Genomic DNA, 23026 nt, shown 5'->3' on the forward strand with positions numbered 1-23026 from the left:
TGGTGGCTCAGCCCAATTGCCGGCGCACGATCTCCGCAAATACCGCGACCCCGGTGGCCAGCGTCCGGTCGTCGAAATCGAATCCCGGATGGTGGCAGGTCCGCCCGTCGTGCCCCAGAAAGAAATACGCCCCCGGCCGCTGCTCCAGCATGTAGGCGAAATCCTCCGAGGCCATGAGCGGCGCGCACTCGATCACCTGATCCGCCCCCAGCACCGCCCCCGCCGCCTGGCGCACCACCTCGGTCGGCCCGGCGGCGTTCAGCGTCGCCGGCGAGGACTGCAGGTGCTCGAAACGGATCTCGCAGCCGTGGCTGGCCGCCACCCCCGCGCACATGCGGCGCAGCCCCGCCAGCGCCGTCTCGCGCGCCGTTTCCGACAGGGTGCGCAAGGTCCCCTCCAGCTGCGCGGTGCCGGGAATCACGTTGATCGCCGTGCCCGCATGGAACTGGCACACGCTCAGCACCGCCACGTCCAGCGGATCGACGTTGCGGCTGACCACGCTTTGCAACGACTGCACCAGCGCCGCCCCCGCCACGATGGGATCCACCCCCTGGTGCGGCATGGCCGAATGCGTGCCCACCCCCGTGACGTGGATGCGAAACCAGTCGCAGGCCGACAGGATCGCGCCCGCGCGCACGCCCACCTGCCCCAGCGTCACGCAGTTGTTGTTGTGCAGCGCGTAGATCTCGTCGCAGGGGAAGCGCTCGAACAGCCCCGCCCGGATCAGCGCGAGGCCACCGCTCAGGGTCTCCTCGGCGGGCTGGAAGATGAGGTGCACGGTGCCGGCGAAATCGCGATGTTCGGCCAGGTAGCGGGCCGTGCCCAGCAGGATGGCGGTATGGCCGTCGTGCCCGCAGCCGTGAAAGACGTGCTCGTGCACCGAGCGGTAGTCCGCCCCGGTCTGCTCCTGCATGGGCAGCGCATCCATGTCGGCCCGCAGCCCCAGGGCGCGCCCGGCGCCGCGGGCGCCCTGCAGCACGCCGATCACCGCGGTCGTGCCGCCGAAACCCTCGTGGACCTCGATCCCCCAGGACCGCAGCAGCTGCGCCACCTTGCCGGCCGTGCGGCGTTCCTCGAAGGCGAGTTCCGGATGCCGGTGGATGTCCCGACGCCATGAGGTCATGTCTTCCGCCAGGGCGGAAAATTCAACATCCAGCATGCATGCGCTCCTTGTCTCTGCTGCCGGCCGAACCCGGGACCGGGGCCGACCGCCTGTCTCTGATATCCTGATGCCGACCGGCCGCGGGGTCCCCGCGAATTCCCAAGATAAATTCAATAGTTGAAAATTTCAATTAAATTGAAGTAGAGAATTACCCTAGGCGGCCCGGAGCGGAGACACACAGGAATGGCAACGATTCCCCACGAGCAGAAAGCGGAAGGCCGCGCGACGCGCCGGTCCCAGGACGATGAACAGGCGCCGTTCAGGCGCTACCTGACCTTCAAGCTGGATCTGGTGAAATCCGCCATGCTGCAGCCCGCCAACGAGACCTATCGACGGGAGTTCGGCCTGGACGTACGGCCCTTGCGGCTGCTGCGGGCCATCTGCGACATCCCCGGCGTGACGGCGACGCGGTTGCACGAGTTGACACTGGTGGAAAAAACGCTGCTGTCCAAGGACCTGAAGACCCTGATCGAACGCCGGCTGGTGCGGCGGTCCATCAGCCCGTCGGACGCCCGCCAGTACCGGCTGCATGCGACGGCGCAGGGCCGGAAGCTCCGCGCCGCCAGCGACACGCTGGGGCACGCCATGGAAGACGCGCTGCTGGCCGCCCTGACCACGGACGAACAGGCGCAACTCGACCGGCTGCTGGGCAAGCTGCTGAAGACGTTCCAGGATCCGGACGACCGGCACGCGGCATCGAAGGGCTGAGGCGGCCCGCGCGGGATGGCGTCAGGGCCTCAGGCGCGCGCCCCGACCTCTTTCAGCACCTGCACGAAGGTCGCCGCCGCCGGCACCAGCGGGCGGTCGGCCCGCACGCTGTAGCCGATGGTGCCGAACGGCACCCGCACGTGGATGGGCACCTCGAACAGGACGCCGACCTGGATCAGCGGGCGGGCCGCGACGCTGGGCAGCATGGCCAGCGCGTCGGACCGCGCCAGGATGCCCAGGTTGGTCAGCATGGACAGGGAAACGACCTGGTTTTCCGGAATGGGCAGCCCCCGGCCCAGGAAGAACTGATCCACCTGCTTGCGCACCGGCGAGGCATTGGACGGCACGATCCAGGGATAGTCCAGCAGGTCGCCGGGCGCGCAGTCGGGCTGCCGCGCCAGGGGGTGGGCGGCCCGCGCCACGATCATCAGTTCGTCCTGGTAGATCGCATGCACTTCCACCCCCTCGCCCGGGTTTTCGGGCAGGCGGCCGACGATCACGTCCAGCTCGCCCACGCGCAGCATGGGAAAGAGGATGTCGTTGGTCGCCTCCTGGATGGACAGGCCGACCTTGGGATGGCGCGCCTTCATCACGGCCACGCTTTCGGGCAGCAGCCAGGCCGAGGCCGAGATCAGGGTGCCCACGGCCACCAGACCGCCCTCGCCGCCGCGCAGGGCGGTGAGCTCCTCGCTCATGGCCCGCGCATCGCCCAGCATGGGGCGGATGCGCTGCAGCAGGTGCTCGGCGAACACCGTCAGCCGGACGCCCTTGCTGTGGCGCTCGAACAGGGTGACATCCAGCACGTCTTCCAGCTGGCGCACGATCTTGACCACGTTGGGCTGCGTCATGTGCGTCGCCTCGGCGGCCTTGTGCATGGAGCCCAGGGTCGCCACGCGCTCGAACACCAGCAACTGCTTGAACTTCAGTTCGCGGATGCGCGACAGGTGATCATCGGAAATCATGGGATCGCCCCGCTATTTCCCCGACGAGCGCAGACTGATCACCACCAGCGCGACCCCGATCAGCACCATGCCAGCCAGTTCCAGCGTGCCGGGCTGTTCGCCCAGCTGCAGCCAGCCGGCCAGCACACTGACCACGGGCACGCCCAAAGCCGACATGCCGGCCACGCTCGCAGGCAGATGCTGCAGGGCGAACAGCCACAGGTACCATGCCAGGGCCGTTGCGATGACGGCGTTGTAGATCAGTGCCCCATAGAAATACGGTGCCGGGTCAATGGGTTTCTCAGGCACGACCCAGGCCGCCAAGCACAGGGCCAAGGCGCCGAACAGCATCTGCCAGGCCGTCAGCGGCAGGGCCTCCATGGGATAGTCGCGCTTGATCCATTTGGCCACGATGGTGGCCAGCGCCCAGCACAGGCCGGCGGACACCGCCAGCAGCTCGCTCATGAAGTCCGAATGCAGGGTCCAGGGTTCCAGGATCAAGGTCAGCCCCAGCGCGGCCAGCACCAGGGCCAGCCACTGCAGGCCGCGCACACGTTCCCCGAACACTACCCAGGCCATGGGAATCACCCAGAACGGCATGGTGTAGACCAGAATGGAGGTCTTGCCGGCACCGCCCTGCAGCAGCGCCACCTGGATCAAGGCGGAAAACGCCCCGGTCTGCAGCACCCCCAGCAGGGCGACGCGGCCCCAGGCCTGAATGCGCATGGGCCGGCGCAAGACCACCAGCACAGCCAGCAACAGCAGGGCGCCAAACAAGTTGCGCAGGGCGGAAAAATCGAAAGGCCCGACGTAGGTCAGCACCGATTTCATCACCACCCAGTTGTAGCCCCAGCCCACTGCCATACCGGCCAAGGCCAGGAGCGCCAGCCGCTCGTTGCGGCGGGCCGACTGCGACGCGGCATCAGGGGCGCCCGCGCCCGATGCACTCGCCGGCTTGCCGGCGGCCGGCGTCTGATCATTCATCTTCAAGATTTTCCCTGTCCTTCCCAGTAACCCGGCTCATGATAATGGTTTCTAAGCGCATCAATGAAATACCGCACCTTGGCCGGCAGATACCGCTGCTGCGGGTAGACCGCCTGGATGTCATAGGCGGGCAGGGCGAATTCATCCAGCACGGTCACCAGTTCGCCTCGTTTCAGTTCGCGCTGGATTTCCCAGGTGGAACGCCAGCCGATGCCCAGGCCCTGCCGCACCCATTGGTACAGCAGTTCGCCGTCGTTGCAGGCCAGGTCGCCGCGCACCCTCACGGCAAAGGGCTTGCCGTCGCGCACGAAGGTCCAGCCGCGATGCTGCCCGCCTTGCAGGTTGAAGGCCAGGCAGCTGTGCCGCACCAGGTCTTCGGGCACGCGCGGCACGCCGTGCGATTCGAAATAGGCCGGCGTGCCGCAGACCACGCGCTGGTTGGGAAACAGGCGCACCGCCACGTAATTGGGGTCCGTGACCTCGCCGATCCGGATGGCCATGTCGTAGCCTTCGCGCACCAGGTCCACCACGCTGTCGGTGAAGTTGAAGGACAGGGCCAGATCCGGGTAGCGCCGGCGAAACGACAACGCATGCGGCGCCACATGCTGGCGCCCGAAGGACGCTGGCGCCGACACCACCAGATGGCCGCTCAGCGTGCGCCGGTGCGCCGTGATGCTGGCGTCGGCGGCATCGAAATCCTGGATCAGCTGCTGGCACTGTTCCAGGTAGCGTTCGCCCAGGTCGGTCAGCACCAGGCCGCGCGTCGAGCGGTGCATCAGCTGCACGCCCAGGCGCTTTTCCAGGGCCGTCAGGCGGCGCCCCATGACCACTGGCGTGACCCCCTCCACCAGGGCGGCTGCCGCAAAGCTGCCTTTATCGGCAATCAATACAAAACTGCTGATGTCGGTATAGCGGCCCATGGAGGTCTCCGATGACTCAAACAATGACCATGTCCTTGTGCGGCAGAGGATATCGATACATTCCACATGCCATCTGCACACGGAAATTCTACTCTACGCTTTCACCATCAGATACTTATAGTACCGACAGAAACGAGATCCACTGGGATTCCTGATCGGTGGACCATTCTTTATTCTGGTTCCAGTCCCGTAGACACCGTGAATCAGATCAAGGAGCAACCATGGCTCGGATGAGAGCAGTAGACGCCGCCGCAGCGGTCCTGCAGAAAGAAGGCATCACCACCCTGTTCGGCGTGCCCGGCGCCGCCATCAACCCGCTGTATTCGGCATTGCGCAAGAACGGCGGCTTCAAACACGTGCTGGCGCGCCACGTCGAGGGCGCCTCGCACATGGCCGAAGGCTACACCCGCGCCCATCCTGGTAATATCGGTGTGTGCCTGGGGACCTCCGGCCCGGCCGGCACCGACATGATCACCGGTCTGTATTCCGCGTCCGGCGATTCCATCCCCATCCTGTGCATCACCGGCCAGGCACCGCGCGCCCAGCTGCACAAGGAAAGCTTCCAGGCCGTCGATATCGAGACCATCGCCAAGCCGGTCACCAAATGGGCCGTGATGGCGCGCGAACCAGAGCTGGTGCCGCGCATCCTGCAACAGGCTTTTCACGTGATGCGCTCGGGCCGCCCCGGCCCGGTATTGGTGGACCTGCCCTTCGATGTGCAGATGGCCGAGATCGAGTTCGACATCGACACCTACGAACCGCTGCCGGTCTACAAGCCCGCCGCCACGCCGGCCCAGGCCGCCAAGGCCGTGGCAATGCTCAATACATCCGAGCGCCCCCTGCTCGTGGCCGGCGGCGGGATCTTCAGCGCCGATGCCGCCGCTCTGCTGCAGGAATTCGCCGAACTGACCGGCGTCCCCGTCGTCCCGACCCTGATGGGCTGGGGCGTCATCCCCGACGACCATCCGCTGATGGCCGGCATGGTCGGCCTGCAGACCGCTCACCGCTACGCCAACGCCAGCCTGCTGGCCTCGGACTTCGTCATGGGTATCGGCAACCGCTGGGCCAACCGCCACACCGGTTCCACCGCCGTCTACACCGAAGGCCGCACCTTTGTGCACATCGACGTGGACCCCACGCAGATCGGCAAGGTCTTCGGCCCGGACTACGGCATCGCGTCCGACGCAGGCGCCGCCCTGCGCCTGATGATCGAGGAAGCCAAGCGCCTGAAGGCCGCTGGCCAGTTGCGTGACCGCAGCGCCTGGGCTCAGGCATGCCGCACCCGCAAGGGCGAGAAATCCATGCAGCGCAAGACGCACTTCGATCAATCGCCGCTCAAGCCCCAGCGCGTGTACGAGGAAATGAACAAGGTCTTCGGTCGCAACACCCGCTACGTGACCACCATCGGCCTGTCGCAGATTGCCGCCGCCCAGCTGCTTCACGTCTACGGGCCGCGCCACTGGATCAATGCCGGCCAGGCCGGCCCCCTGGGCTGGACCGTGCCCGCCACCCTGGGCGTGGTCGCCGCCCAGACCGGCGACGAAATCGTGGCGCTGTCAGGCGACTATGATTTCCAGTTCATGATCGAGGAGCTGGCCGTCGGGGCGCAATTCAACCTGCCCTATATCCACATCGTGGTGAATAATGCCTATCTGGGGCTGATCCGTCAGTCGCAACGAGGCTTCGACATGGACTATTGCGTGCAGCTGGCTTTTGACAACATCAACGCGCCGGAAACCGACGGCTACGGCGTGGATCACGTCAAGGTCGCCGAAGGCCTGGGCTGCAAGGCCATCCGCGTGAAGAAGGTAGAAGACATCCAGCCCGCCCTCGCGCAAGCCCGCGCCTGGGTCCAGGAATTCCGCGTGCCGGTCGTGGTGGAATTCATCCTGGAACGCATCACCAATATTTCGATGGGCAACGACATCAACGCAATCAACGAGTTCGAGGACCTGGCCGAGCACGGCGAAGACGCCCCCACCGCCATCACCCTGCTGGACTAAAACCAGGACATCGCAGCCCTTCCTGGCGCAAGGGCTGCCAGCAAGCACAACAAGGAGCCACACATGCCGAAATTCGCTGCCAATCTGTCGATGCTATTCACGGAAATCGACTTCCTGGACCGCTTCGAAGCGGCCGCCAAGGCCGGCTTCAAGGGTGTCGAATACCTGTTCCCCTACGCCTACGCGAAAGAAGACCTGGCCAGACGCCTGAAAGACAACGGCCTGGTGCAGGTGCTGCACAACCTGCCCGCAGGCGACTGGGACGCCGGCGAACGCGGCATCGCCTGCCACCCGGACCGCACCGAGGAATTCAAGCAGGGTGTCGCCCGGGCCATCGACTACGCCCAGGCCCTGGGCTGCACCCAGGTGAACTGTCTGGCGGGCAAAATCCCGGCTGGCGTCGAACCCGCCGTCGCACACGCCACCTTCGTAGCCAATCTGCGCTCCGCCGCCGCCGAACTGAAAAAAGCCGGCATCCGCCTGGTGATCGAGCCCATCAACACCTTCGACATCCCCGGCTTTTTCCTGAGCCGCACCGACCAGGCCCTGGCCATCATCGCCGAAGTCGGGTCCGACAACCTGCATGTGCAATACGACATCTACCATGCCCAACGCATGGAAGGCGAGCTGGGCAACACCATCCGCCAGCACCTGGGGGCCATCGGCCATATCCAGCTGGCCGACAACCCTGGGCGCAACGAACCCGGCACCGGCGAAATCAACTACCGCTGGCTGCTGCGCCACATCGACCAGGTCGGCTACAAAGGCTGGATCGGCTGCGAATACAAGCCGGCCGCCCGTACCGAAGACGGCCTGGGCTGGATCCAGTCGCTGGCCTGATCCCAAGGAACACACACCTGCCGGGCAACGCGTCACTCGCCAAAAGCCCGGCCCGCACGGAATCAACAAGGAGCATTCTCATGGCTAACATCGGTTTCATCGGTCTGGGCATCATGGGCACCCCCATGGCGGCCAATCTCATCCAGGGCGGCCATTCCCTGGTCACGTTCACCCACGGCAAGACGCCGCAAAGCCTGCTGGATGCCGGTGCCAAGACCGCCGCCAGCAGCACCGAAGTCGCCAAGGCGTCCGACATCATCATCGTCATGGTGCCCGACACACCCGACGTCGACGCCGTGCTGTTCGGTGAAAACGGCGTGGCCGCCGGCCTGTCCAAGGGCAAGACCGTGATCGACATGAGCTCGATCTCGCCCGTGGCAACAAAGGAATTCGCGAAAAAAATCAATGCGCTGGGCTGCGAATACCTGGACGCCCCCGTATCCGGCGGCGAAGTCGGCGCCAAGGCCGCCAGCCTGACCATCATGATCGGCGGCAGCCAGGCCGCCTTCGACCAGTGCAAGCCGATCTTCGAGCTGATGGGCAAGAACATCACCCTGGTCGGCGGCAACGGCGACGGCCAGACCACCAAGGTCGCCAACCAGATCATCGTCGCCCTGACCATCGAGGCCGTGGGCGAAGCCCTGGTGCTGGCCTCCAAGGCCGGCGCCGATCCGGCCAAGGTCCGCCAGGCGCTGATGGGCGGCTTCGCCAGTTCGCGCATCCTGGAAGTGCACGGCGAACGCATGGTCAAGCGCACCTTCGACCCGGGCTTCCGCATCAATCTGCACCAGAAGGACCTGAACCTGGCCCTGACGACCGCGCGCCAGCTGGGGCTGTCCCTGCCCAGCACGGCCGTAGCCCAGGAACTCTTCAACGCCTGCGTGGCCCACGGCGGCGCGGCGTGGGATCATTCCGGCATGGTGCGAGCCCTGGAAATCATGGCCAACCACGAAATCGGCCAGTAAAGTGTTTCTAGCGCCCCAGCCGGGGCGCCCCCCCCTCTCCGGATGGGGGCCCGAACCCCCGGGGCCCCGTCCGAAGACCGGAAATCTCGCCGTTTCGCACCACTCTTTGCACGGACGTCCCATGACAGAGCCCCGCGATCTTCTGACCCGCATGTTTCACGCCGCCGTGCGCGCCGCCCAGCCGGAACACTGCATCCCGGCCTTCCTGCCGACGCCGCCCAAGGGCCGCACCATCGTGATCGGCGCGGGCAAGGCCTCGGCCGCCATGGCGCAGGCGTTTGAACGGCACTGGCCTGGCCCCCTGGAAGGCGTCGTCGTCACCCGCTACGGCTATGCCGTCCCGTGCCAGCGCATCGAGATCCTGGAAGCGGCCCACCCGGTGCCCGACGAGGCGGGCGAACACGCCGCCCTGCGGCTGTTCGACCAGGTACGCGGGCTGACCGCCGACGATCTGGTGATCTGCCTGATTTCGGGCGGCGGATCTTCGCTGCTGCCCGTGCCCGGCCCAGGCGTCACCCTGACCGACAAACAAGCCATCAACCGCGCCCTGCTGAAATCGGGCGCGACGATTTCCGAAATGAACTGCGTGCGCCGCCACCTGTCCGGCATCAAGGGCGGGCGCCTCGCTGCTGCCTGCGCCCCCGCGCGCGTCGTCAATCTGCTGATTTCCGACGTGCCCGGCGACCAGCCCGGCGACATTGCCTCTGGCCCCACGGTGGCCGATCCCAGCACCTGCGCCGACGCGCTGGAAATAGCGCACCGCTACGGGCTCGACCTGCCGGCCGGCGCCCGCCGCCTGCTGGAATCGGGCGACGGCGAAACCCTGAAACCCGGCGACCCGCGACTGGCTCGCGTGGAAACCCACCTGATCGCCACCCCGCAAATGGCACTGGAAGCCGCAGCAGCCGTAGCCCGCGACGCCGGCATCGCCCCGGTGCTGCTGGGTGATCGCATCGAAGGCGAGGCCCGCGAGGTCGGCAAGGTACTGGCTGGCATCGCCCTGCAGGTCCGCGCCCACGGACAGCCCATACCCGCCCCCTGCGTGCTGTTGTCGGGCGGCGAAACCACGGTCACCGTGCGGGGCCAGGGGCGCGGCGGCCGCAACGTGGAATGCCTGCTGTCCACAGCCATCGCACTGGACGGCGCCGACGGGATCCACGCGCTGGCCGGCGACACGGACGGAGTGGACGGCCAGGAGGAAATCGCCGGCGCCCTGATCGCGCCCGACACGCTGGCCCGCGCCTGGGCGACCGGCATGACACCTCGCGCCCATCTGGACGACAATGATGGACACGGTTTCTTTGAACGGCTGGGCGATTCCCTGATCACCGGCCCGACACTGACCAACGTCAACGACTTTCGCGCCATCCTGGTCCTGTAAAGGCACGGCGCCCCAAGGAGACACACCGATGAAAATGACACGCGTCCTGACCCAGGAAGACTCCCGCCGCATGGCCGCCGCCGCCGAGGCCGAGGCCCGGAAAAACGGCTGGAACGTCAGCATCGCGATCTGCGACGCCGGCGGCCATCCGCTCTGGCTGCAGCGCATGGACGGCGCAGCCGCCATCAGCGCCCTGGTGGCGCCGGGCAAGGCTCGCACCAGCGCGATCGGCGGCAAGCCCAGCAAGGTCTATGAAGACATGGTCAACCAGGGCCGCACGGCCGCCATGAGCATGCCGATCACCCCCATGGAAGGCGGCGAACCCATCCTGCACGACCAGCAGGTCATCGGCGCCATCGGCGTATCCGGCGTCAAGGCCAGCCAGGACGCGCAGATCGCCCGGGCCGGGATCGCCGCCCTGGACGAACCGCACACAGGATCACCTGCATGAACCGCGAACGCCGCGCCCGCATCCTGGCGACCCTGGGCCCCGCCAGTTCCACCCCGGAACAGATCCGAGCCCTGGTCGACGCCGGCGCCAATGTATTCCGCCTGAATTTCAGCCACGGCAGCCACGAGGATCACGCGGAGCGTTACCGCATCATCCGCCAGATCGAACAGGACGTCGGCCGTCCGGTCGGCATCCTGATGGACCTGCAAGGCCCCAAGCTGCGGGTCGGCAAGATCGCTGGCGGCAAGATCACGCTGCAGGCCGGACAGGCCTTTCGCCTGGACCTGGACCCGGCCGAAGGCAGTGCGCAACGCGCCAACCTGCCGCATCCGGAAATCTTCGCCGCCCTGGAAGACGGCACCGACCTGCTGCTGGACGACGGCAAGCTGCGCCTGCGGGTGGACCGCCACGGCCCCGACTTCGCCGAAACGACCGTGATGGTGGGCGGCCCGCTGTCGGACCGCAAGGGCGTCAACGTGCCGGGCGTCATCCTGCCGATTTCCCCGCTGACCCAGAAAGACCGCGACGACCTGGCCTTCGGCCTGTCGCTGGGCGTGGACTGGGTGGCGCTATCCTTCGTGCAGCGCCCCGAAGACATCATCGAGGCCCGCAGCCTGATCGGCGACCAGGCCTGGATCATGGCAAAACTGGAAAAACCGGCCGCCATCGAACACCTGGATGCCATCATCGACCAGGCCGACGGCATCATGGTGGCGCGCGGCGACCTGGGGGTGGAACTGCCGCCGCAGCGGGTGCCGGTGCTGCAGCAGCGCATCGTGCGCCATGCCCGGGCAGCTGGCAAACCCGTGGTAGTCGCCACGCAGATGCTGGAATCCATGATCAGTTCCCCGGTCCCCACCCGGGCCGAGGCCTCCGACGTCGCCACGGCGGTCTACAGCGGCGCGGACGCCGTCATGCTGTCGGCGGAATCGGCCTCCGGCCAGTACCCGGTCGAAGCCGTCACCATCATGGCCCACATCATCCGCGAAGTGGAATCCGACCCATCCTGGCGGACGAACCTGGAAGCCACCCACGGCCCGGCCGAGGCCAACATCCCGGACGCCATCTGCTGTGCCCTGCGGCGCGTGGCCGGCCTGCTGGAACCCGCCGCCACCGTGGCCTATACCGCGTCGGGCTTCAGCGCCCTGCGGGCCAGCCGTGAACGCCCCACCACCCCGATCCTGGCCCTGACGCCGGAACTGCGCACCGCTCGCCGCCTGGCCCTGGCCTGGGGCGTGCGCCCGGTGCACTTCCCCGAACAGCTGCAGGAATCCAGCGAAATGATCCGCTGCGCCACCGATACCGCCCAGCAGGCCGGGCTGGCAGGCCCCGGCGATATGCTGATCGTCATTGCCGGCCTGCCGTTTGGCCGCAGCGGCAGCACCAACCTGCTGCACATCGCCCAGGTGCCAGAGAAATAAGCACTATCCAAAAATGGCATATTGCAGGCCCGCATCTCTGGATGCGGGCTTTTTCTTTTTGGCGTCAACGGCTTAGAGAAAGATGAGTGGCACCCTGGCCGGCCCTTGAACCCTTTAACTCTTATAGAAGACTGCCTATAATCGGTGCTTAATCTCTTTTCAGAATAGCCAAGGACCATCATGACCGATCGCATATCCAGCCATGGACTCCAGGTCGCAGCCGTGCTGCACCAGTTCCTCGAACAGGAAGCTCTGCCCGGCACGGGGGTGCAGCCCGCTGCCTTCTGGGAAGGCCTGGCCGCGATCGTGCATGATCTGGCCCCGAAAAACCGCGCCCTGCTGGCCGAGCGCGACCGCATCCAGGCCGCCATGGACGACTGGTACGGCAAGCATCCCGGCCCCGTCACTGATCCTGCTGCCTACCGTGCATTCCTCAGCCAGATCGGCTACCTGAAAGACGCGCCGGCCCAGGTCACCGTCACCACGGCCAACGTCGACACCGAAATCACCGAACAGGCCGGCCCGCAGCTGGTCGTGCCGGTCATGAACGCCCGCTATGCCCTGAACGCAGCCAACGCACGCTGGGGCAGCCTGTACGATGCGCTGTACGGCACCGACGCCATCCCCGACACGGACGGCGCAGCCCGCAGCGGCAGCTACAACCCGGTGCGCGGCGCCCGCGTCATCGCCTTCGCCCGCCAGTTCCTGGATGACAACATCGCCCTGGCCCAGGGCTCGCACCGCGACGCCACCGGATACGCCGTGGTCGGCGGCGCGTTGAAAGCCACACTGAAAGACGGCAGCACCACCACCCTGGCCAAAGCCGGTGCCTTCCTGGGCCATCGCGGCAACGCGGCGTCTCCCGACGCGCTGGTGTTCCTCCACAACGGCCTGCACTTCGAGATCCAGTTCGACGCGAACCACCCCATCGGCAAGACCGACGCCGCCCACATCAAGGACGTCGTCGTCGAATCGGCCCTGACCACCATCATGGACTGCGAGGACTCGATCGCCGCCGTCGACGCCGACGACAAGGTCGTCGCCTACCGCAACTGGCTGGGCCTGATGAAGGGCGACCTGACCGAAGACCTGGTCAAGGGTGGCAAGACCATCACCCGCCGCCTGAATCCGGACCGCGAATACATCGCGCGCGACGGCAGCGCCGCCAAGCTGCACGGCCGATCCCTGATGTTCATCCGCAACGTCGGCCACCTGATGACGAACCCGGCGATTCTCGACCGCGACGGCCGGGAAATCCCCGAAGGCATCCTGGACGCCGTCTGCACATCGCTGACCGCCATCCACGACCTGAAGGCCCGCAAGAATTCCCGCACCGGGTCCATCTACATCGTCAAGCCGAAAATGCACGGCCCCGACGAGGTCGCCTTCGCCAGCGAAATCTTCGCCCGCACGGAACAACTGCTGGGCCTGGCGCCCAACACGATCAAAATGGGCATCATGGACGAAGAACGCCGCACCAGCGTCAACCTGAAGGCCTGCATCGCCGCCGCCACCGAACGCGTGGTGTTCATCAACACCGGCTTCCTGGACCGCACCGGCGACGAACTGCACACGTCCATGCGCGCCGGCGCCATGGTGCGCAAGGGCGACATGAAGACCCAGGCCTGGATCCAGGCCTACGAACTGAACAACGTGCAGGCCGGCCTGGAATGCGGCCTGCGCGGCCACGCCCAGATCGGCAAGGGCATGTGGGCCATGCCCGACCTGATGGCCGCCATGCTGGAGCAGAAGATCGCCCACGTGAAGGCCGGCGGCAACACGGCCTGGGTGCCTTCGCCCACCGCCGCCACGCTGCATGCCCTGCACTATCACCAGGTTGACGTGGTCGAGGTGCAGAAGTCCCTGGAAGGCCACCACGAGGACTACATCGATCGCATCCTGACCGTGCCGGTCGCCAAGGACACGAACTGGACGGCGGAACAGATCCAGCAGGAACTGGACAACAACTGCCAGGGCATCCTGGGTTATGTGGTGCGCTGGATCGACCAGGGCGTGGGCTGCTCGAAAGTCCCCGACATCCATGACGTGGGCCTGATGGAAGACCGCGCCACGCTGCGCATTTCCAGCCAGCACATCGCCAACTGGCTGCTGCACGGCATCACCAACCGCGCCCAGGTCGAACAGACCCTGCGCCGCATGGCCGCCGTGGTCGACAAGCAAAACGCCGGCGACGACGCCTACGAGCCCATGGACGGCCATTTCGACACGTCCTGCGCCTTCAAGGCAGCCAGCGACCTGATCTTCAAGGGCCTGGAACAGCCCAACGGCTACACCGAACCGCTGCTGCACAGCTGGCGCCAGGTGAAAAAGGCGGAACTGGCCGCCAAGGCCTGACGCTGTTCTGACCGGATCGGGCCGGGTTGACACCGGCCGCCCCGATCACCCGGACGGATCAAACCGCCGCTGCGCAGCGGCGGTTTTTTTATGCCGACCGCTGCGCCTCGGGCTCTGAACCGAGGCTAGCCGCGCACCTGCTTCACCAGATCATCCAGCCAGGCCAGCATGGTGTCGATTTCATCGGCGGTAACGTTCAGGGCCGGCATGAAGCGCAGCAGATTGCCGCGCGGGGCGTTCAGCAGCAGGCCTTCGGGGGCGCGGTCGCGGCCCGCAGCCACCAGTGCCGGGCCGTCGTCGCGATCCATGATCAGCGCGCGCAGCAGGCCCGCGCCGCGTTCGCCCTGCATGCCCCATTTGCCGGACAGCGCGATCAGGCCGTCCGAGAGCTGGCGGGCGCGGTCGTTGACCGACTCCATGAACCCGGGTGCCGCCAGGGCGTCGAATACGGCCACCCCGACCGCCGTCATCAGGGGATTGCCGTTGTAGGTGCCACCCTGGTCGCCGTGCTCGAAGCAGCAGACCGCCTCGCGGGCGCACAGCGCCGACAGCGGGACGCCGCCGCCGATGCCCTTGCCCAGGGTCATGATGTCGGGCTCGATGCCGGCGTGCTGATAGGCGAACATGCGGCCAGTGCGGCCCATGCCGGTCTGCACCTCGTCCACGATCAGCAGCAGGCCCTGTTCACGGGTCAGCGCGCGCAGGCCCTGCAGGAATTCGCGGGTGGCGGGGATGACACCGGCTTCGCCCTGGACGGGTTCCAGCATCACGGCCACGGTCTGATCATCGATCAGGGCGCAGACGGAATCCAGGTCGTTCAGATCTGCCTTGGGGAAACCGTCGACCTGCGGGGCGAACTTCGTATCCCAGCCCGCCTTGCCCGACGCCGACATGGTCGCCAGCGTGCGGCCATGGAAGCTATGGTCGAAGGTGATGATCTTGTAGGCGCCCTTGCGATGCAGCTGCCCCCATTTGCGGGCCAGCTTGATTGCGCCTTCGTTAGCCTCGGCGCCGCTGTTGGCGAAAAACACCCGGTCGAAGCAGGATGCATCGACGATGCGTTTGGCCAGTTCGATGGACGGCTGGTTGTAGAAGGCCGGCGAGGGATTGATCAGTGCGTGCGACTGGCGCTCCAGGGCGTCGATCATGACTGCCGGATTATGTCCCAGGCAGTTCACCGCCCAGCCCTGGATGAAGTCCAGGTATCGCTTGCCGGCGTTATCCTGCAGCCAGGACCCCTGGCCGCCGACGAACACCAGTTCGGGACGCGATGTAATTTCCATCAGGGCGTTGATCCCTGCACGATCAATGGTCATGGGTATGAATTCCAGTCAAAAAAGAAGGCCCGGCGCCAAAAGAGGCTATTTTAGGCCGCTTGGGTGCGGTTCCGCAGCCATGCGGCCCAACGGGCGCCAAACAGGTTGACGGTCAGTCCGATCAATACCACACCGCCGCCCACCCACTGCCACAAGCCCAGGCGCTCGCCCAGGATCCAGTCGGCGCACAGCAGCCCCACCACGGGAATCAGCAGGCTGAGCGGCGCCACGCGAGCGACGGGATGACGGGCCAGCAGACGCCCCCACAATACATAGCCCACCAGGGTCGCCACGCCTGACAGATACACCACCACCGCCACCGCCCGCCAGCTGATGTGCATCAGGCTGTCGAGCATGCGGTCCGGGCCTTCGAACACGGCCGACAGCAGCAGGAACGGAATCGGCGGCAGCAGTGCGCCCCACACCACCATGGACAGCATGCGCACCTGGCCCGCGCATTTCAGCACGATGTTGCCACACGCCCAGCTGAAGGCTGCCAGCAGCGTCAGCAGAAACCCCACGAGCGGCACGGCGGTCGAGCCTGCCCCCGCATCCAGCATCCCCAGGCCGACGACCGCCAAACCCATGCCCAGCACATGGTGCGCGCGGATGGTTTCATGCAGCACCAGCGCCGCAATCGCCACCGTGAAGAACGCCTGCGCCTGCAGCACCAGGGATGCCAGCCCCGCCGGCATGCCCAGGTAGATGGCCATAAACAGGAAGACGAACTGCCCCAGGCAGATGGTGGCCCCGTATCCGGCCACATAGCGCCAGGGGACGGCGGGCCGGGGGACGAAAAGAATCGCAGGAAACGCGACGAAGATGAACCGCAAGGCCCCCAGCAGCATCGGCGGGATCTCATCCACTCCGAACTTGATGACCACGAAATTCGCGCCCCAGACCACGATGACGACCAAGGCGGCCAGAATGTCTTTCAAGGGCATGGGGACTCCTGCGGGGCGAACCAGCGGCGGGCAAATGGAACCTGCCATGCTACGGCATTTCGCGGCCTGTCTGCGACTAGAATATTCGTCTTGTCTTCCATGCGTCCACGCTACGATCATGCCCCTGGCCATCCACAGCCTGTACAGCTACCCCGTCAAATCCTGCGCGGGCATCCGCCACGAACGCATCCGCGTCAGCGGCGCCGGGCTGGAATACGACCGTCACTGGGTCATCGTCGACGAACAAGGCATCTTCATGACCCAGCGCCGCCACCCGCGCATGGTGCTGATCCAGCCCGACCCCCGGCCCGACGGCGTCTGGCTCAAGGCCCCCAGCCAGGCGGACTGCTTCGCGCCGGTCGCGCAGGGCGATCAGACGGCAGTCCCGGTCACCATCTGGGGCACGGAAACCATCGGGGCCGACCAGGGCGACGACGTTGCGCACTGGCTCAGCCATTTCCTGGGAGAGCCTTGCCGCCTGCTGCACGTCCATCCCCAGGCCCACCGCCTGGCCAGCATGCGCCACGTGACGCAATGGATCCAGACCCACCCCGACTGGCCGCAATCCTTCATGCCGGTAGACCGGCATGCCTTCGCCTTTGCCGACGGCTTTCCGTTCCTGGTCACGAACCAGCACTCGCTGGAAGAACTGAACGGCCAGCTGGCGGACGGTGGCCATGGCGCGGTGGACATGATCCGTTTTCGGCCCAATATCGTGCTGCAGGGGCTGGAACCCTACGACGAGGACCACCTGGCGGGGTTTCGCACTGCGGGCCTGGGGTTCGCCTTCGTGAAGGCCTGCGCCCGCTGCCCGATTCCGAACGTTGATCCCGGAACAGGGGAAACCGCCCCCGAACCCGGCCGCACCCTGGCACGGCACCGGCAATTCGAACAGGGCGTGCTGTTCGGCATGAACGCCATTGCCGCCCTGCCGGACGGCGATCACTGGCTGCAGGTGGGCGACGCAATCGAACCGGAATTCGATTTCTGATCCAGTTCCGGCCCTCGACCGACCAGCAGGATGACCGCGCGACGATAGCCTGCGCATGCCGCCAGGGCCCGGGCGGCCGGATCTCCGGCATGCCGAGCGATGGCGCGGCGATCCGCATCCCGTCGCGCCATGTCCAGAAACACCAGGGGCAGGTCGCACTCATGCACCAGCACGTCGGCCTCGTTCATCGCCCGCAGTTCATCGAGCGTCAAGCGCCCAGGCTGATCCGGAAGGACCGTGATCCACGTCACTCGGCGCTCCAACGAGGCATCTTCGGTCGCCGCAGCCGCCAGGCGGCTGCGCACGCGCTGTTCCGCCCCCATCAGGTCGCCTTGACGCAACTGCGCCAGTACGGGCCCGTCATACAACCAGTCATAGAACCGGCGGCGGGCCCCGGAGTCCGGATAGGCTTGGCGAATGGCCTGGCGATGTCGTCCCGCAAGCGCCGCCAGGGTCCCCAGGGATGCATCGAACAGCGCCTCCATCCGTTCCCGCACACGCCGTGCCAGGACCGGGGCCGCGCCCGACGAGGAGATCGCAATCACCACCGGCGACCGATCGACCACGGCGGGCACCTGGAACGAGGACAGCGCCGGATCATCCACGACGTTGGCCAGCACGCTGCGCTCATCCGCAGCGGCCTTCACCTGCGCATTGACCTGGCGGTCTCCGGTTGCCGCAATGACCAGCCAGACGGCCGCCAGCCAGGCAGGATCGAACGGCCCCGGCAAGTACGCCAGACTGCCGTCATCCGCCCAGCGCCGCAGCATGGCCGTCAGGCGGGGGGCTCCCACCAGAACCCGCGCGCCGCATTTCATCAGCGACCGCGCCTTGCGTTCCGCAACGGCGCCGCCCCCCACCACCAGGACCCGACGTCCCTCCAGATTGGCGAACAGCGGATAGAGCGGCTTCATATCGTATCGGCCGGCACAGGTTCCCGGCAGAGCCGGGCCCATGCAACGAGATCCGGGTCCGCGAGCGCGACCACCTGGCCTGCCATGATCAGGCACGGGGACACCAGACCGCAGTGGCGCGCGACCGCCCCCAGATCCGCCAGGAGACACCGGACCGCGCGCTGCGCAGACGTCGTTCCACACGCGATGAGCGCGACCGGCGTCGTCCCGGGCAGGCCATGCAGCATGAGTTCCATCCCGACATGGTCCGCCTGGGACAGCCCCATGTAGAAGACCAGCGTGCGCTGCCGATCCGCCGCCAAGGCCGCCCAGTCCAGAGCGGCCGCATTCTCCTGGCGATGTGCAGCCACCAGACTGACCCCTGCCGCCAGGTCACGGTGCGTGAGCGGAATGCCCGTCGCCGCCGCGCAGCCGGATGCCGCCGTCACCCCGGGGATGACCGACACCGGGATCCCCTGCTGCCGCAACGCGATCATTTCCTCTCCCCCTCGCCCGAAAATGAACGGATCGCCGCCCTTCAGGCGGACAACGCGACGGCCCGCCCGCGCATGGGCGATCAGCAGGGCATGGATGCCGCTCTGGGAAACGCTGTGCAGCCCCGCTTGCTTGCCCACGGAAACACGCACGGCATCCGGACGACAGTGCGCCAGCAAGTCCGTGCAGGCCAAACGGTCGTAGACCACCACATCAGCCCCCTGCAGGGCGCGCAATCCCTTCACCGTGATCAGGTCGGGATCGCCCGGCCCCGCGCCGACCAACCAGACATGGCCCATCCGCCCCGAGGGTGCCGGATGCACGGCATTCATCCTGACATCAGGCAGCATGATCAGTGTCCCCCAAGGCATCCATCGGACGGCCCAGGCGCAGGACCCCGTCCTCGCCCAACCGGGCGGGCCAGCAGCGAACGCGCACACCGGCATCTTCCAGGCATTCCCCCGTATCCAGGAAAAAATGCTGCTTGTACATCGGCGAGGCCACCACCGGGCGCCCCTGCAACTCGCCGACAATGCCACGGGCCAGCACGGCTGCGCCGCAGAACGGATCGACATGATCGATGGCGAACAGCCCCGCCTCGGTCACGAACACGGCAACCTGCTCGCCATGCGCCCGAACGGCCACCCCCGCCTCGTTGATCAAGTCATCGTCCCTGCAGACCGCCTGCCACCCAGAAGGCTCTGCCAGCCCGCCCTGACGGCGGGAACGCGCTGTTTTCATCATCCTGCCCTCACTCGATCTCTGCCTTGACCGCCAGGTCCCGGCGTTCCCGCACCGTGGCCGGACGGACCTGGCCGCGTTCCTGCACATGGACGATATGCTCGTCCGGCGCACTGTCGTTGATGAGCGAACGAAAGCGCCGCAGCGCCTGCTCATCCTTCAAGGTCGCTGCCCATTCACATTCATACCGATCAACCAGCTGCTGCATCTGGGCCTCCAGTTCCGCGCCCAGGCCCAGACTGTCGTTCACGACGACGGCCTTCAGGTAGTCAAGGCCGCCTTCCAGGCTTTCGCGCCAGGCCGCCGTACGCTGCAGCTTGTCCGCCGTACGGATGTAGAGCATCAGGAAACGGTCGATCAACCGGATCAGCGTGTCGTCATCGAGGTCCGACGCCAGCAGTTCCGCGTGCCGGGGCCACATGCCGCCGTTGCCGCATACATACAGGTTCCAGCCCTTGTCCGTGGCGATGACCCCGACGTCCTTGCTCTGGGCCTCGGCGCACTCACGCGTGCAGCCGGACGCCGCCATCTTGATCTTATGGGGCGCGCGCAAGCCCCGGTAGCGCTGTTCCAGGCGGATGGCCAGGCCCACCGAATCCCGCACGCCAAAGCGGCACCACGTGCTGCCCACGCACGATTTTGCCGTGCGCAAGGCCTTGCCATAGGCGTGCCCGGACTCGAAGCCGGCATCGATCAGTTCCCGCCAGATCAGGGGTAGCTGTTCCAGACGCGCGCCGAACAGATCGATCCGCTGGCCGCCGGTGATCTTGGTGTACAGCCTGTACTTGCGGGCGACCTCGCCAATGACGATCAGCTTCTCGGGCGAGATCTCGCCGCCCGGAATGCGCGGCACCACGGAATAGGTGCCGTCCTTTTGCAGGTTGCCCAGATACGCATCATTGCTGTCCTGCAGCGGGGCATGCTGGGGGGCTAGCACAAAATCGTTCCAGCACGAGGCAAAGATCGATGCAGCCACCGGCTTGCAGATATCGCAGCCGCGCCCTGCGCCATGGCGCGCGATCAGCGTCTTGAAATCGCGGATCTCGTTGACACGGACCAAGTGGTAGAGTTCTTGACGGCTGTAGCGGAAATGCTCGCACAGACCATGATCGACGACGATCCCCCGCCGTTCCAGTTCCCGGTCCAGGATCTGCTTGACCAACGGCACGCAGCCGCCGCACGTCGTTCCTGCGCGGGTCCTGGCCTTCAGGTCGCCCAGGGTGGCGCACCCATCTTCGATCGCGTGGCACAGGGCCCCCTTGCTCACCTGGTTGCAGGAGCAGATCTGCGCCGTATCCGGCAAGGCGTCCACACCCAGCGCCGGGGTCGCGTCCGCCGCAGGCGCAATCAGCGCAGCGGGCTGAGCCGGCAGAGCCAGGCCGTTGGTGAAATACTGGTCCAACATGCCAAACGAGGCCGTATCCCCCACCAGCACGGCACCCAGCAGGCGCTTCCCGCCCGCATCCATCACCAGCTTTTTGTAGACGCCCGCCAGCGCATCTTCGAACACGCAGCACATGCTGCCCTGTGTGCGACCCTGGGCATCGCCGATCGATCCGACATCGACCCCCAGCAGCTTCAGCTTGGTGCTGGGCTGCGCCCCCTGGAAAACGGCGTCCTCATCGCCCCGCAGGTGGGCCGCGCAGACCCGGGCCATTTCATAACCGGGCGCCACGAGACCGAAGGTGGCGCCCTGCCAACTGGCGACTTCGCCAATCGCATAGATGGCCGGGTCGGAGCTGCAGCAGCGATCATCGACCACGACGCCGCCGCGCGGCCCGATCACCAGGCCGCAACTGTGCGCCAGCCGGTCGCATGGCCGAATGCCGGCCGAGAAAACCACCATATCGGCCTCCAGCAGGCCGCCATCCGAGAACCTCAGGCGCAGGGGCGAACGCAGACCCGTGCCGATGGACGACGTGGTCTTCGCGGTGTGCACATGGATGCCCAGCGCTTCGATCTTGCCTCGCAGCAGGCGGCCGCCGGACTCATCCAGCTGCGTGGCCATCAGCCACGGCGAAAACTCGACGACGTGGGTATCCAGGCCCAGGCCATGCAAAGCGCGCGCGGCCTCCAGCCCCAGCAATCCGCCCCCGATGACGATGCCTCGCCGGGCGCCGGCCGCGCGCGCCTGGATCGCCGCGACATCATCAAGCGTCCGATAAGGCAGGCATTCCGGCCGATCCGCCCCTTCGATCGGAGGCACGAACGGCACAGATCCCGTCGCCAGCACCAGCCGGTCATAAGGATAGAACTCCTGGTCCGTGACATGGACGCGGCGCTGCTTGCGATCGATCCACACCGCTCTTTTGTCACGTAACACCGTGATGCCGTGCGTCTCGAAGAACGCAGCATCGGCCAAGGCCAGGTCCTGGGGCTGCGCCCCGACAAAGCACTGGCTCAGTTGCACACGGTCATAGGCCAGGTGGGGCTCTCCGGACAATACCGTGATGTCGTCGTCGCCCCGACCGCGCCGGACCAGTTCCTCCAACAGACGATGGCCGACCATGCCGTTGCCGACGACCACCAGCCGCTTCCTGCCGGCCAGGCCCGGCTCCGCCATATCCAATCGAGCGGGCTTCATGCCGGCTCCTTCAAGGCGGCCTCGCCCACCGCAGCGTGCTCGGCGGCAGGCGACGATGCGATCCGATAGGCGCCCGCCACGAACACCGCGCCGCCCACGATATTGCCCAGCGTCACCCAGCCTAGATTCCAGGCCATGCCGCCCAGACTCACCGTATCGGGATGATGGCCGGCCAGCGCCAGCAACAGCAGGGTCATATTGGCCACACTGTGCTCGTAGCCGCTGCCGACGAAGGCCAGCAGGCACCAGAAGATCACCATGCAGCGCGCGCTGTCGGACGCCACCCGGGCCGACATCCAGACCGCCAGGCACACCAGCCAATTGCACAGGACGGCGCGGGCAAACAGGCTGGCGCCGCCGGCCGCCATCTTGTGCGTGGCAGCCGTCATCACCAGCCCCTGCGGATCATCCAGCAGGCCGCCCCCGCCCCCCATGACGAACAGTCCGACCAGCACCAGCGCGCCGCACAGATTGCCGATCCAGCTCGCGCACAGCACGGCCACCGCCTCGGCCCAGGTTCCCCGCCCGCGGTAGCGCCGCAGCGCCATCACCATGGTGTGACCGGTGAAAAGCTCGGCGCCGGCGATCACGACCAGAATCAGGGCGATTCCAAAAGTCGCACCCATGACCAGCGGACGAAATGCCGGCGGGACAAAACTGCCCAGCGAGAAGATCAGGATGATGCCCAGTCCAATATAGGCGCCGGCCAGCATGCTGGCGACAAAGAACCCTTGCGGATTCCCGCGCAGTTGGTGAAGTTTGGCATCGGCCGCGCGCACAAAGCCATTGATCGTGTCGTCGTACATGAGATTCTCCCGTATGTATCCATTGACACAGAGGAAGAAGCAAACAGCATGCCAACTATCGACCGCAGCCCCTGTCCAGAGGGCGCGCGCCTGTTGATCGAGGGTGCCGATGATGCGAAGCGCGT

Annotated in this window: 20 protein-coding genes; 9 read left to right on the top strand and 11 right to left on the bottom strand. The window is 66.4% G+C overall.

What is annotated here, in order from left to right:
- Positions 1-7: 7 nt before the first annotated feature.
- Entirely contained in the window at positions 8-1159 is a 1152-nt protein-coding gene (locus VDP74_RS12725; protein WP_323000012.1) for a M20 aminoacylase family protein, read from the bottom strand.
- Positions 1160-1345: 186 nt separating this feature from the next.
- Here VDP74_RS12725 and VDP74_RS12730 point away from each other — a divergent pair, with 186 nt between their 5' ends.
- Positions 1346-1870, top strand: coding sequence for a MarR family winged helix-turn-helix transcriptional regulator (locus tag VDP74_RS12730; RefSeq protein WP_323000013.1), 525 nt, complete (start codon positions 1346-1348; stop codon positions 1868-1870).
- 29 nt (positions 1871-1899) lie between these two features.
- Here the strand turns inward: VDP74_RS12730 and VDP74_RS12735 are convergent, their stop codons facing one another.
- Genes VDP74_RS12735 through VDP74_RS12745 form a run of 3 tightly spaced genes read right to left on the bottom strand, consistent with a single transcriptional unit; the run spans position 1900 to position 4715 of the window.
- A complete protein-coding gene (locus VDP74_RS12735) occupies positions 1900-2832 on the bottom strand; it encodes a LysR substrate-binding domain-containing protein (RefSeq protein WP_323000014.1) in 933 nt (310 codons plus the stop codon).
- A gap of 12 nt (positions 2833-2844) precedes the next feature.
- A complete protein-coding gene (locus tag VDP74_RS12740; RefSeq protein WP_323000038.1) occupies positions 2845-3795 on the bottom strand; it encodes a DMT family transporter in 951 nt (316 codons plus the stop codon).
- A gap of 2 nt (positions 3796-3797) precedes the next feature.
- Positions 3798-4715, bottom strand: a complete 918-nt coding sequence (locus VDP74_RS12745; RefSeq protein ID WP_323000015.1) for a LysR family transcriptional regulator — start codon at positions 4713-4715, stop codon at positions 3798-3800.
- 221 nt (positions 4716-4936) lie between these two features.
- Between VDP74_RS12745 and gcl the strand changes: the two genes are divergently transcribed.
- From gcl to VDP74_RS12780, 7 genes are all read left to right on the top strand, one after another.
- Positions 4937-6718, top strand: coding sequence for a glyoxylate carboligase (gcl, locus tag VDP74_RS12750; RefSeq protein WP_323000016.1), 1782 nt, complete (start codon positions 4937-4939; stop codon positions 6716-6718).
- A gap of 63 nt (positions 6719-6781) precedes the next feature.
- The gene (gene hyi, locus VDP74_RS12755; RefSeq protein ID WP_323000017.1) at positions 6782-7558 is read left to right on the top strand and encodes a hydroxypyruvate isomerase; all 777 of its coding nucleotides are present in this window, start codon (positions 6782-6784) and stop codon (positions 7556-7558) included.
- 80 nt (positions 7559-7638) lie between these two features.
- Entirely contained in the window at positions 7639-8523 is an 885-nt protein-coding gene (glxR, locus tag VDP74_RS12760) for a 2-hydroxy-3-oxopropionate reductase (RefSeq protein ID WP_323000018.1), read from the top strand.
- 121 nt (positions 8524-8644) lie between these two features.
- A complete protein-coding gene (locus VDP74_RS12765) occupies positions 8645-9904 on the top strand; it encodes a glycerate kinase (protein WP_323000019.1) in 1260 nt (419 codons plus the stop codon).
- 28 nt (positions 9905-9932) lie between these two features.
- Positions 9933-10355, top strand: coding sequence for a heme-binding protein (locus VDP74_RS12770; protein ID WP_323000020.1), 423 nt, complete (start codon positions 9933-9935; stop codon positions 10353-10355).
- Positions 10352-11776 (top strand): pyruvate kinase, encoded by a 1425-nt coding sequence (gene pyk, locus VDP74_RS12775; protein WP_323000021.1) that lies wholly within the window; start codon positions 10352-10354, stop codon positions 11774-11776. Before VDP74_RS12770 ends, pyk begins: the two co-directional genes overlap by 4 nt.
- A gap of 180 nt (positions 11777-11956) precedes the next feature.
- Positions 11957-14131 (top strand): malate synthase G, encoded by a 2175-nt coding sequence (locus VDP74_RS12780; protein WP_323000022.1) that lies wholly within the window; start codon positions 11957-11959, stop codon positions 14129-14131.
- 125 nt (positions 14132-14256) lie between these two features.
- On the opposite strand, the gene VDP74_RS12785 is transcribed toward VDP74_RS12780, so the two are convergent.
- Entirely contained in the window at positions 14257-15447 is a 1191-nt protein-coding gene (locus tag VDP74_RS12785) for an acetylornithine transaminase (RefSeq protein WP_323000023.1), read from the bottom strand.
- A gap of 50 nt (positions 15448-15497) precedes the next feature.
- Positions 15498-16391 (bottom strand): EamA family transporter, encoded by an 894-nt coding sequence (locus VDP74_RS12790; RefSeq protein WP_323000024.1) that lies wholly within the window; start codon positions 16389-16391, stop codon positions 15498-15500.
- Between the two features lie 118 nt (positions 16392-16509).
- Between VDP74_RS12790 and VDP74_RS12795 the strand changes: the two genes are divergently transcribed.
- On the top strand, positions 16510-17382 hold the full coding sequence (locus VDP74_RS12795) for an MOSC domain-containing protein (RefSeq protein WP_323000025.1): 873 nt from the start codon (positions 16510-16512) through the stop codon (positions 17380-17382).
- On the opposite strand, the gene VDP74_RS12800 is transcribed toward VDP74_RS12795, so the two are convergent.
- From VDP74_RS12800 to VDP74_RS12820, 5 genes are read right to left on the bottom strand one after another with little or no spacing between them, the layout of a single operon-like run.
- Positions 17334-18296, bottom strand: coding sequence for a precorrin-2 dehydrogenase/sirohydrochlorin ferrochelatase family protein (locus VDP74_RS12800; RefSeq protein ID WP_323000026.1), 963 nt, complete (start codon positions 18294-18296; stop codon positions 17334-17336). The genes VDP74_RS12795 and VDP74_RS12800 overlap by 49 nt on opposite strands.
- Positions 18293-19120, bottom strand: coding sequence for a uroporphyrinogen-III C-methyltransferase (cobA, locus tag VDP74_RS12805; protein ID WP_323000027.1), 828 nt, complete (start codon positions 19118-19120; stop codon positions 18293-18295). Before cobA ends, VDP74_RS12800 begins: the two co-directional genes overlap by 4 nt.
- On the bottom strand, positions 19110-19511 hold the full coding sequence (nirD, locus tag VDP74_RS12810) for a nitrite reductase small subunit NirD (protein ID WP_323000028.1): 402 nt from the start codon (positions 19509-19511) through the stop codon (positions 19110-19112). Before nirD ends, cobA begins: the two co-directional genes overlap by 11 nt.
- A 10-nt stretch (positions 19512-19521) precedes the next feature.
- Positions 19522-22095, bottom strand: a complete 2574-nt coding sequence (gene nirB, locus VDP74_RS12815) for a nitrite reductase large subunit NirB (protein WP_323000029.1) — start codon at positions 22093-22095, stop codon at positions 19522-19524.
- Positions 22092-22901, bottom strand: coding sequence for a formate/nitrite transporter family protein (locus VDP74_RS12820; protein WP_323000030.1), 810 nt, complete (start codon positions 22899-22901; stop codon positions 22092-22094). Before VDP74_RS12820 ends, nirB begins: the two co-directional genes overlap by 4 nt.
- Positions 22902-23026 lie beyond the last annotated feature (125 nt).

This window comes from Castellaniella sp., from assembly GCF_034674885.1.
Taxonomy (GTDB): domain Bacteria; phylum Pseudomonadota; class Gammaproteobacteria; order Burkholderiales; family Burkholderiaceae_B; genus Castellaniella.

Bases quoted from the DNA above. Each gene is read 5' to 3' on its own strand.
- VDP74_RS12725 (WP_323000012.1), bottom strand. From the start codon at position 1,159: ATGCTGGATGTTGAATTTTCCGCCCTGGCGGAAGACATGACCTCATGG.
- VDP74_RS12730 (WP_323000013.1), top strand. From the start codon at position 1,346: ATGGCAACGATTCCCCACGAGCAGAAAGCGGAAGGCCGCGCGACGCGC.
- VDP74_RS12735 (WP_323000014.1), bottom strand. From the start codon at position 2,832: ATGATTTCCGATGATCACCTGTCGCGCATCCGCGAACTGAAGTTCAAG.
- VDP74_RS12740 (WP_323000038.1), bottom strand. From the start codon at position 3,795: ATGAATGATCAGACGCCGGCCGCCGGCAAGCCGGCGAGTGCATCGGGC.
- VDP74_RS12745 (WP_323000015.1), bottom strand. From the start codon at position 4,715: ATGGGCCGCTATACCGACATCAGCAGTTTTGTATTGATTGCCGATAAA.
- gcl (WP_323000016.1), top strand. From the start codon at position 4,937: ATGGCTCGGATGAGAGCAGTAGACGCCGCCGCAGCGGTCCTGCAGAAA.
- hyi (WP_323000017.1), top strand. From the start codon at position 6,782: ATGCCGAAATTCGCTGCCAATCTGTCGATGCTATTCACGGAAATCGAC.
- glxR (WP_323000018.1), top strand. From the start codon at position 7,639: ATGGCTAACATCGGTTTCATCGGTCTGGGCATCATGGGCACCCCCATG.
- VDP74_RS12765 (WP_323000019.1), top strand. From the start codon at position 8,645: ATGACAGAGCCCCGCGATCTTCTGACCCGCATGTTTCACGCCGCCGTG.
- VDP74_RS12770 (WP_323000020.1), top strand. From the start codon at position 9,933: ATGAAAATGACACGCGTCCTGACCCAGGAAGACTCCCGCCGCATGGCC.
- pyk (WP_323000021.1), top strand. From the start codon at position 10,352: ATGAACCGCGAACGCCGCGCCCGCATCCTGGCGACCCTGGGCCCCGCC.
- VDP74_RS12780 (WP_323000022.1), top strand. From the start codon at position 11,957: ATGACCGATCGCATATCCAGCCATGGACTCCAGGTCGCAGCCGTGCTG.
- VDP74_RS12785 (WP_323000023.1), bottom strand. From the start codon at position 15,447: ATGACCATTGATCGTGCAGGGATCAACGCCCTGATGGAAATTACATCG.
- VDP74_RS12790 (WP_323000024.1), bottom strand. From the start codon at position 16,391: ATGCCCTTGAAAGACATTCTGGCCGCCTTGGTCGTCATCGTGGTCTGG.
- VDP74_RS12795 (WP_323000025.1), top strand. From the start codon at position 16,510: ATGCCCCTGGCCATCCACAGCCTGTACAGCTACCCCGTCAAATCCTGC.
- VDP74_RS12800 (WP_323000026.1), bottom strand. From the start codon at position 18,296: ATGAAGCCGCTCTATCCGCTGTTCGCCAATCTGGAGGGACGTCGGGTC.
- cobA (WP_323000027.1), bottom strand. From the start codon at position 19,120: ATGCTGCCTGATGTCAGGATGAATGCCGTGCATCCGGCACCCTCGGGG.
- nirD (WP_323000028.1), bottom strand. From the start codon at position 19,511: ATGAAAACAGCGCGTTCCCGCCGTCAGGGCGGGCTGGCAGAGCCTTCT.
- nirB (WP_323000029.1), bottom strand. From the start codon at position 22,095: ATGAAGCCCGCTCGATTGGATATGGCGGAGCCGGGCCTGGCCGGCAGG.
- VDP74_RS12820 (WP_323000030.1), bottom strand. From the start codon at position 22,901: ATGTACGACGACACGATCAATGGCTTTGTGCGCGCGGCCGATGCCAAA.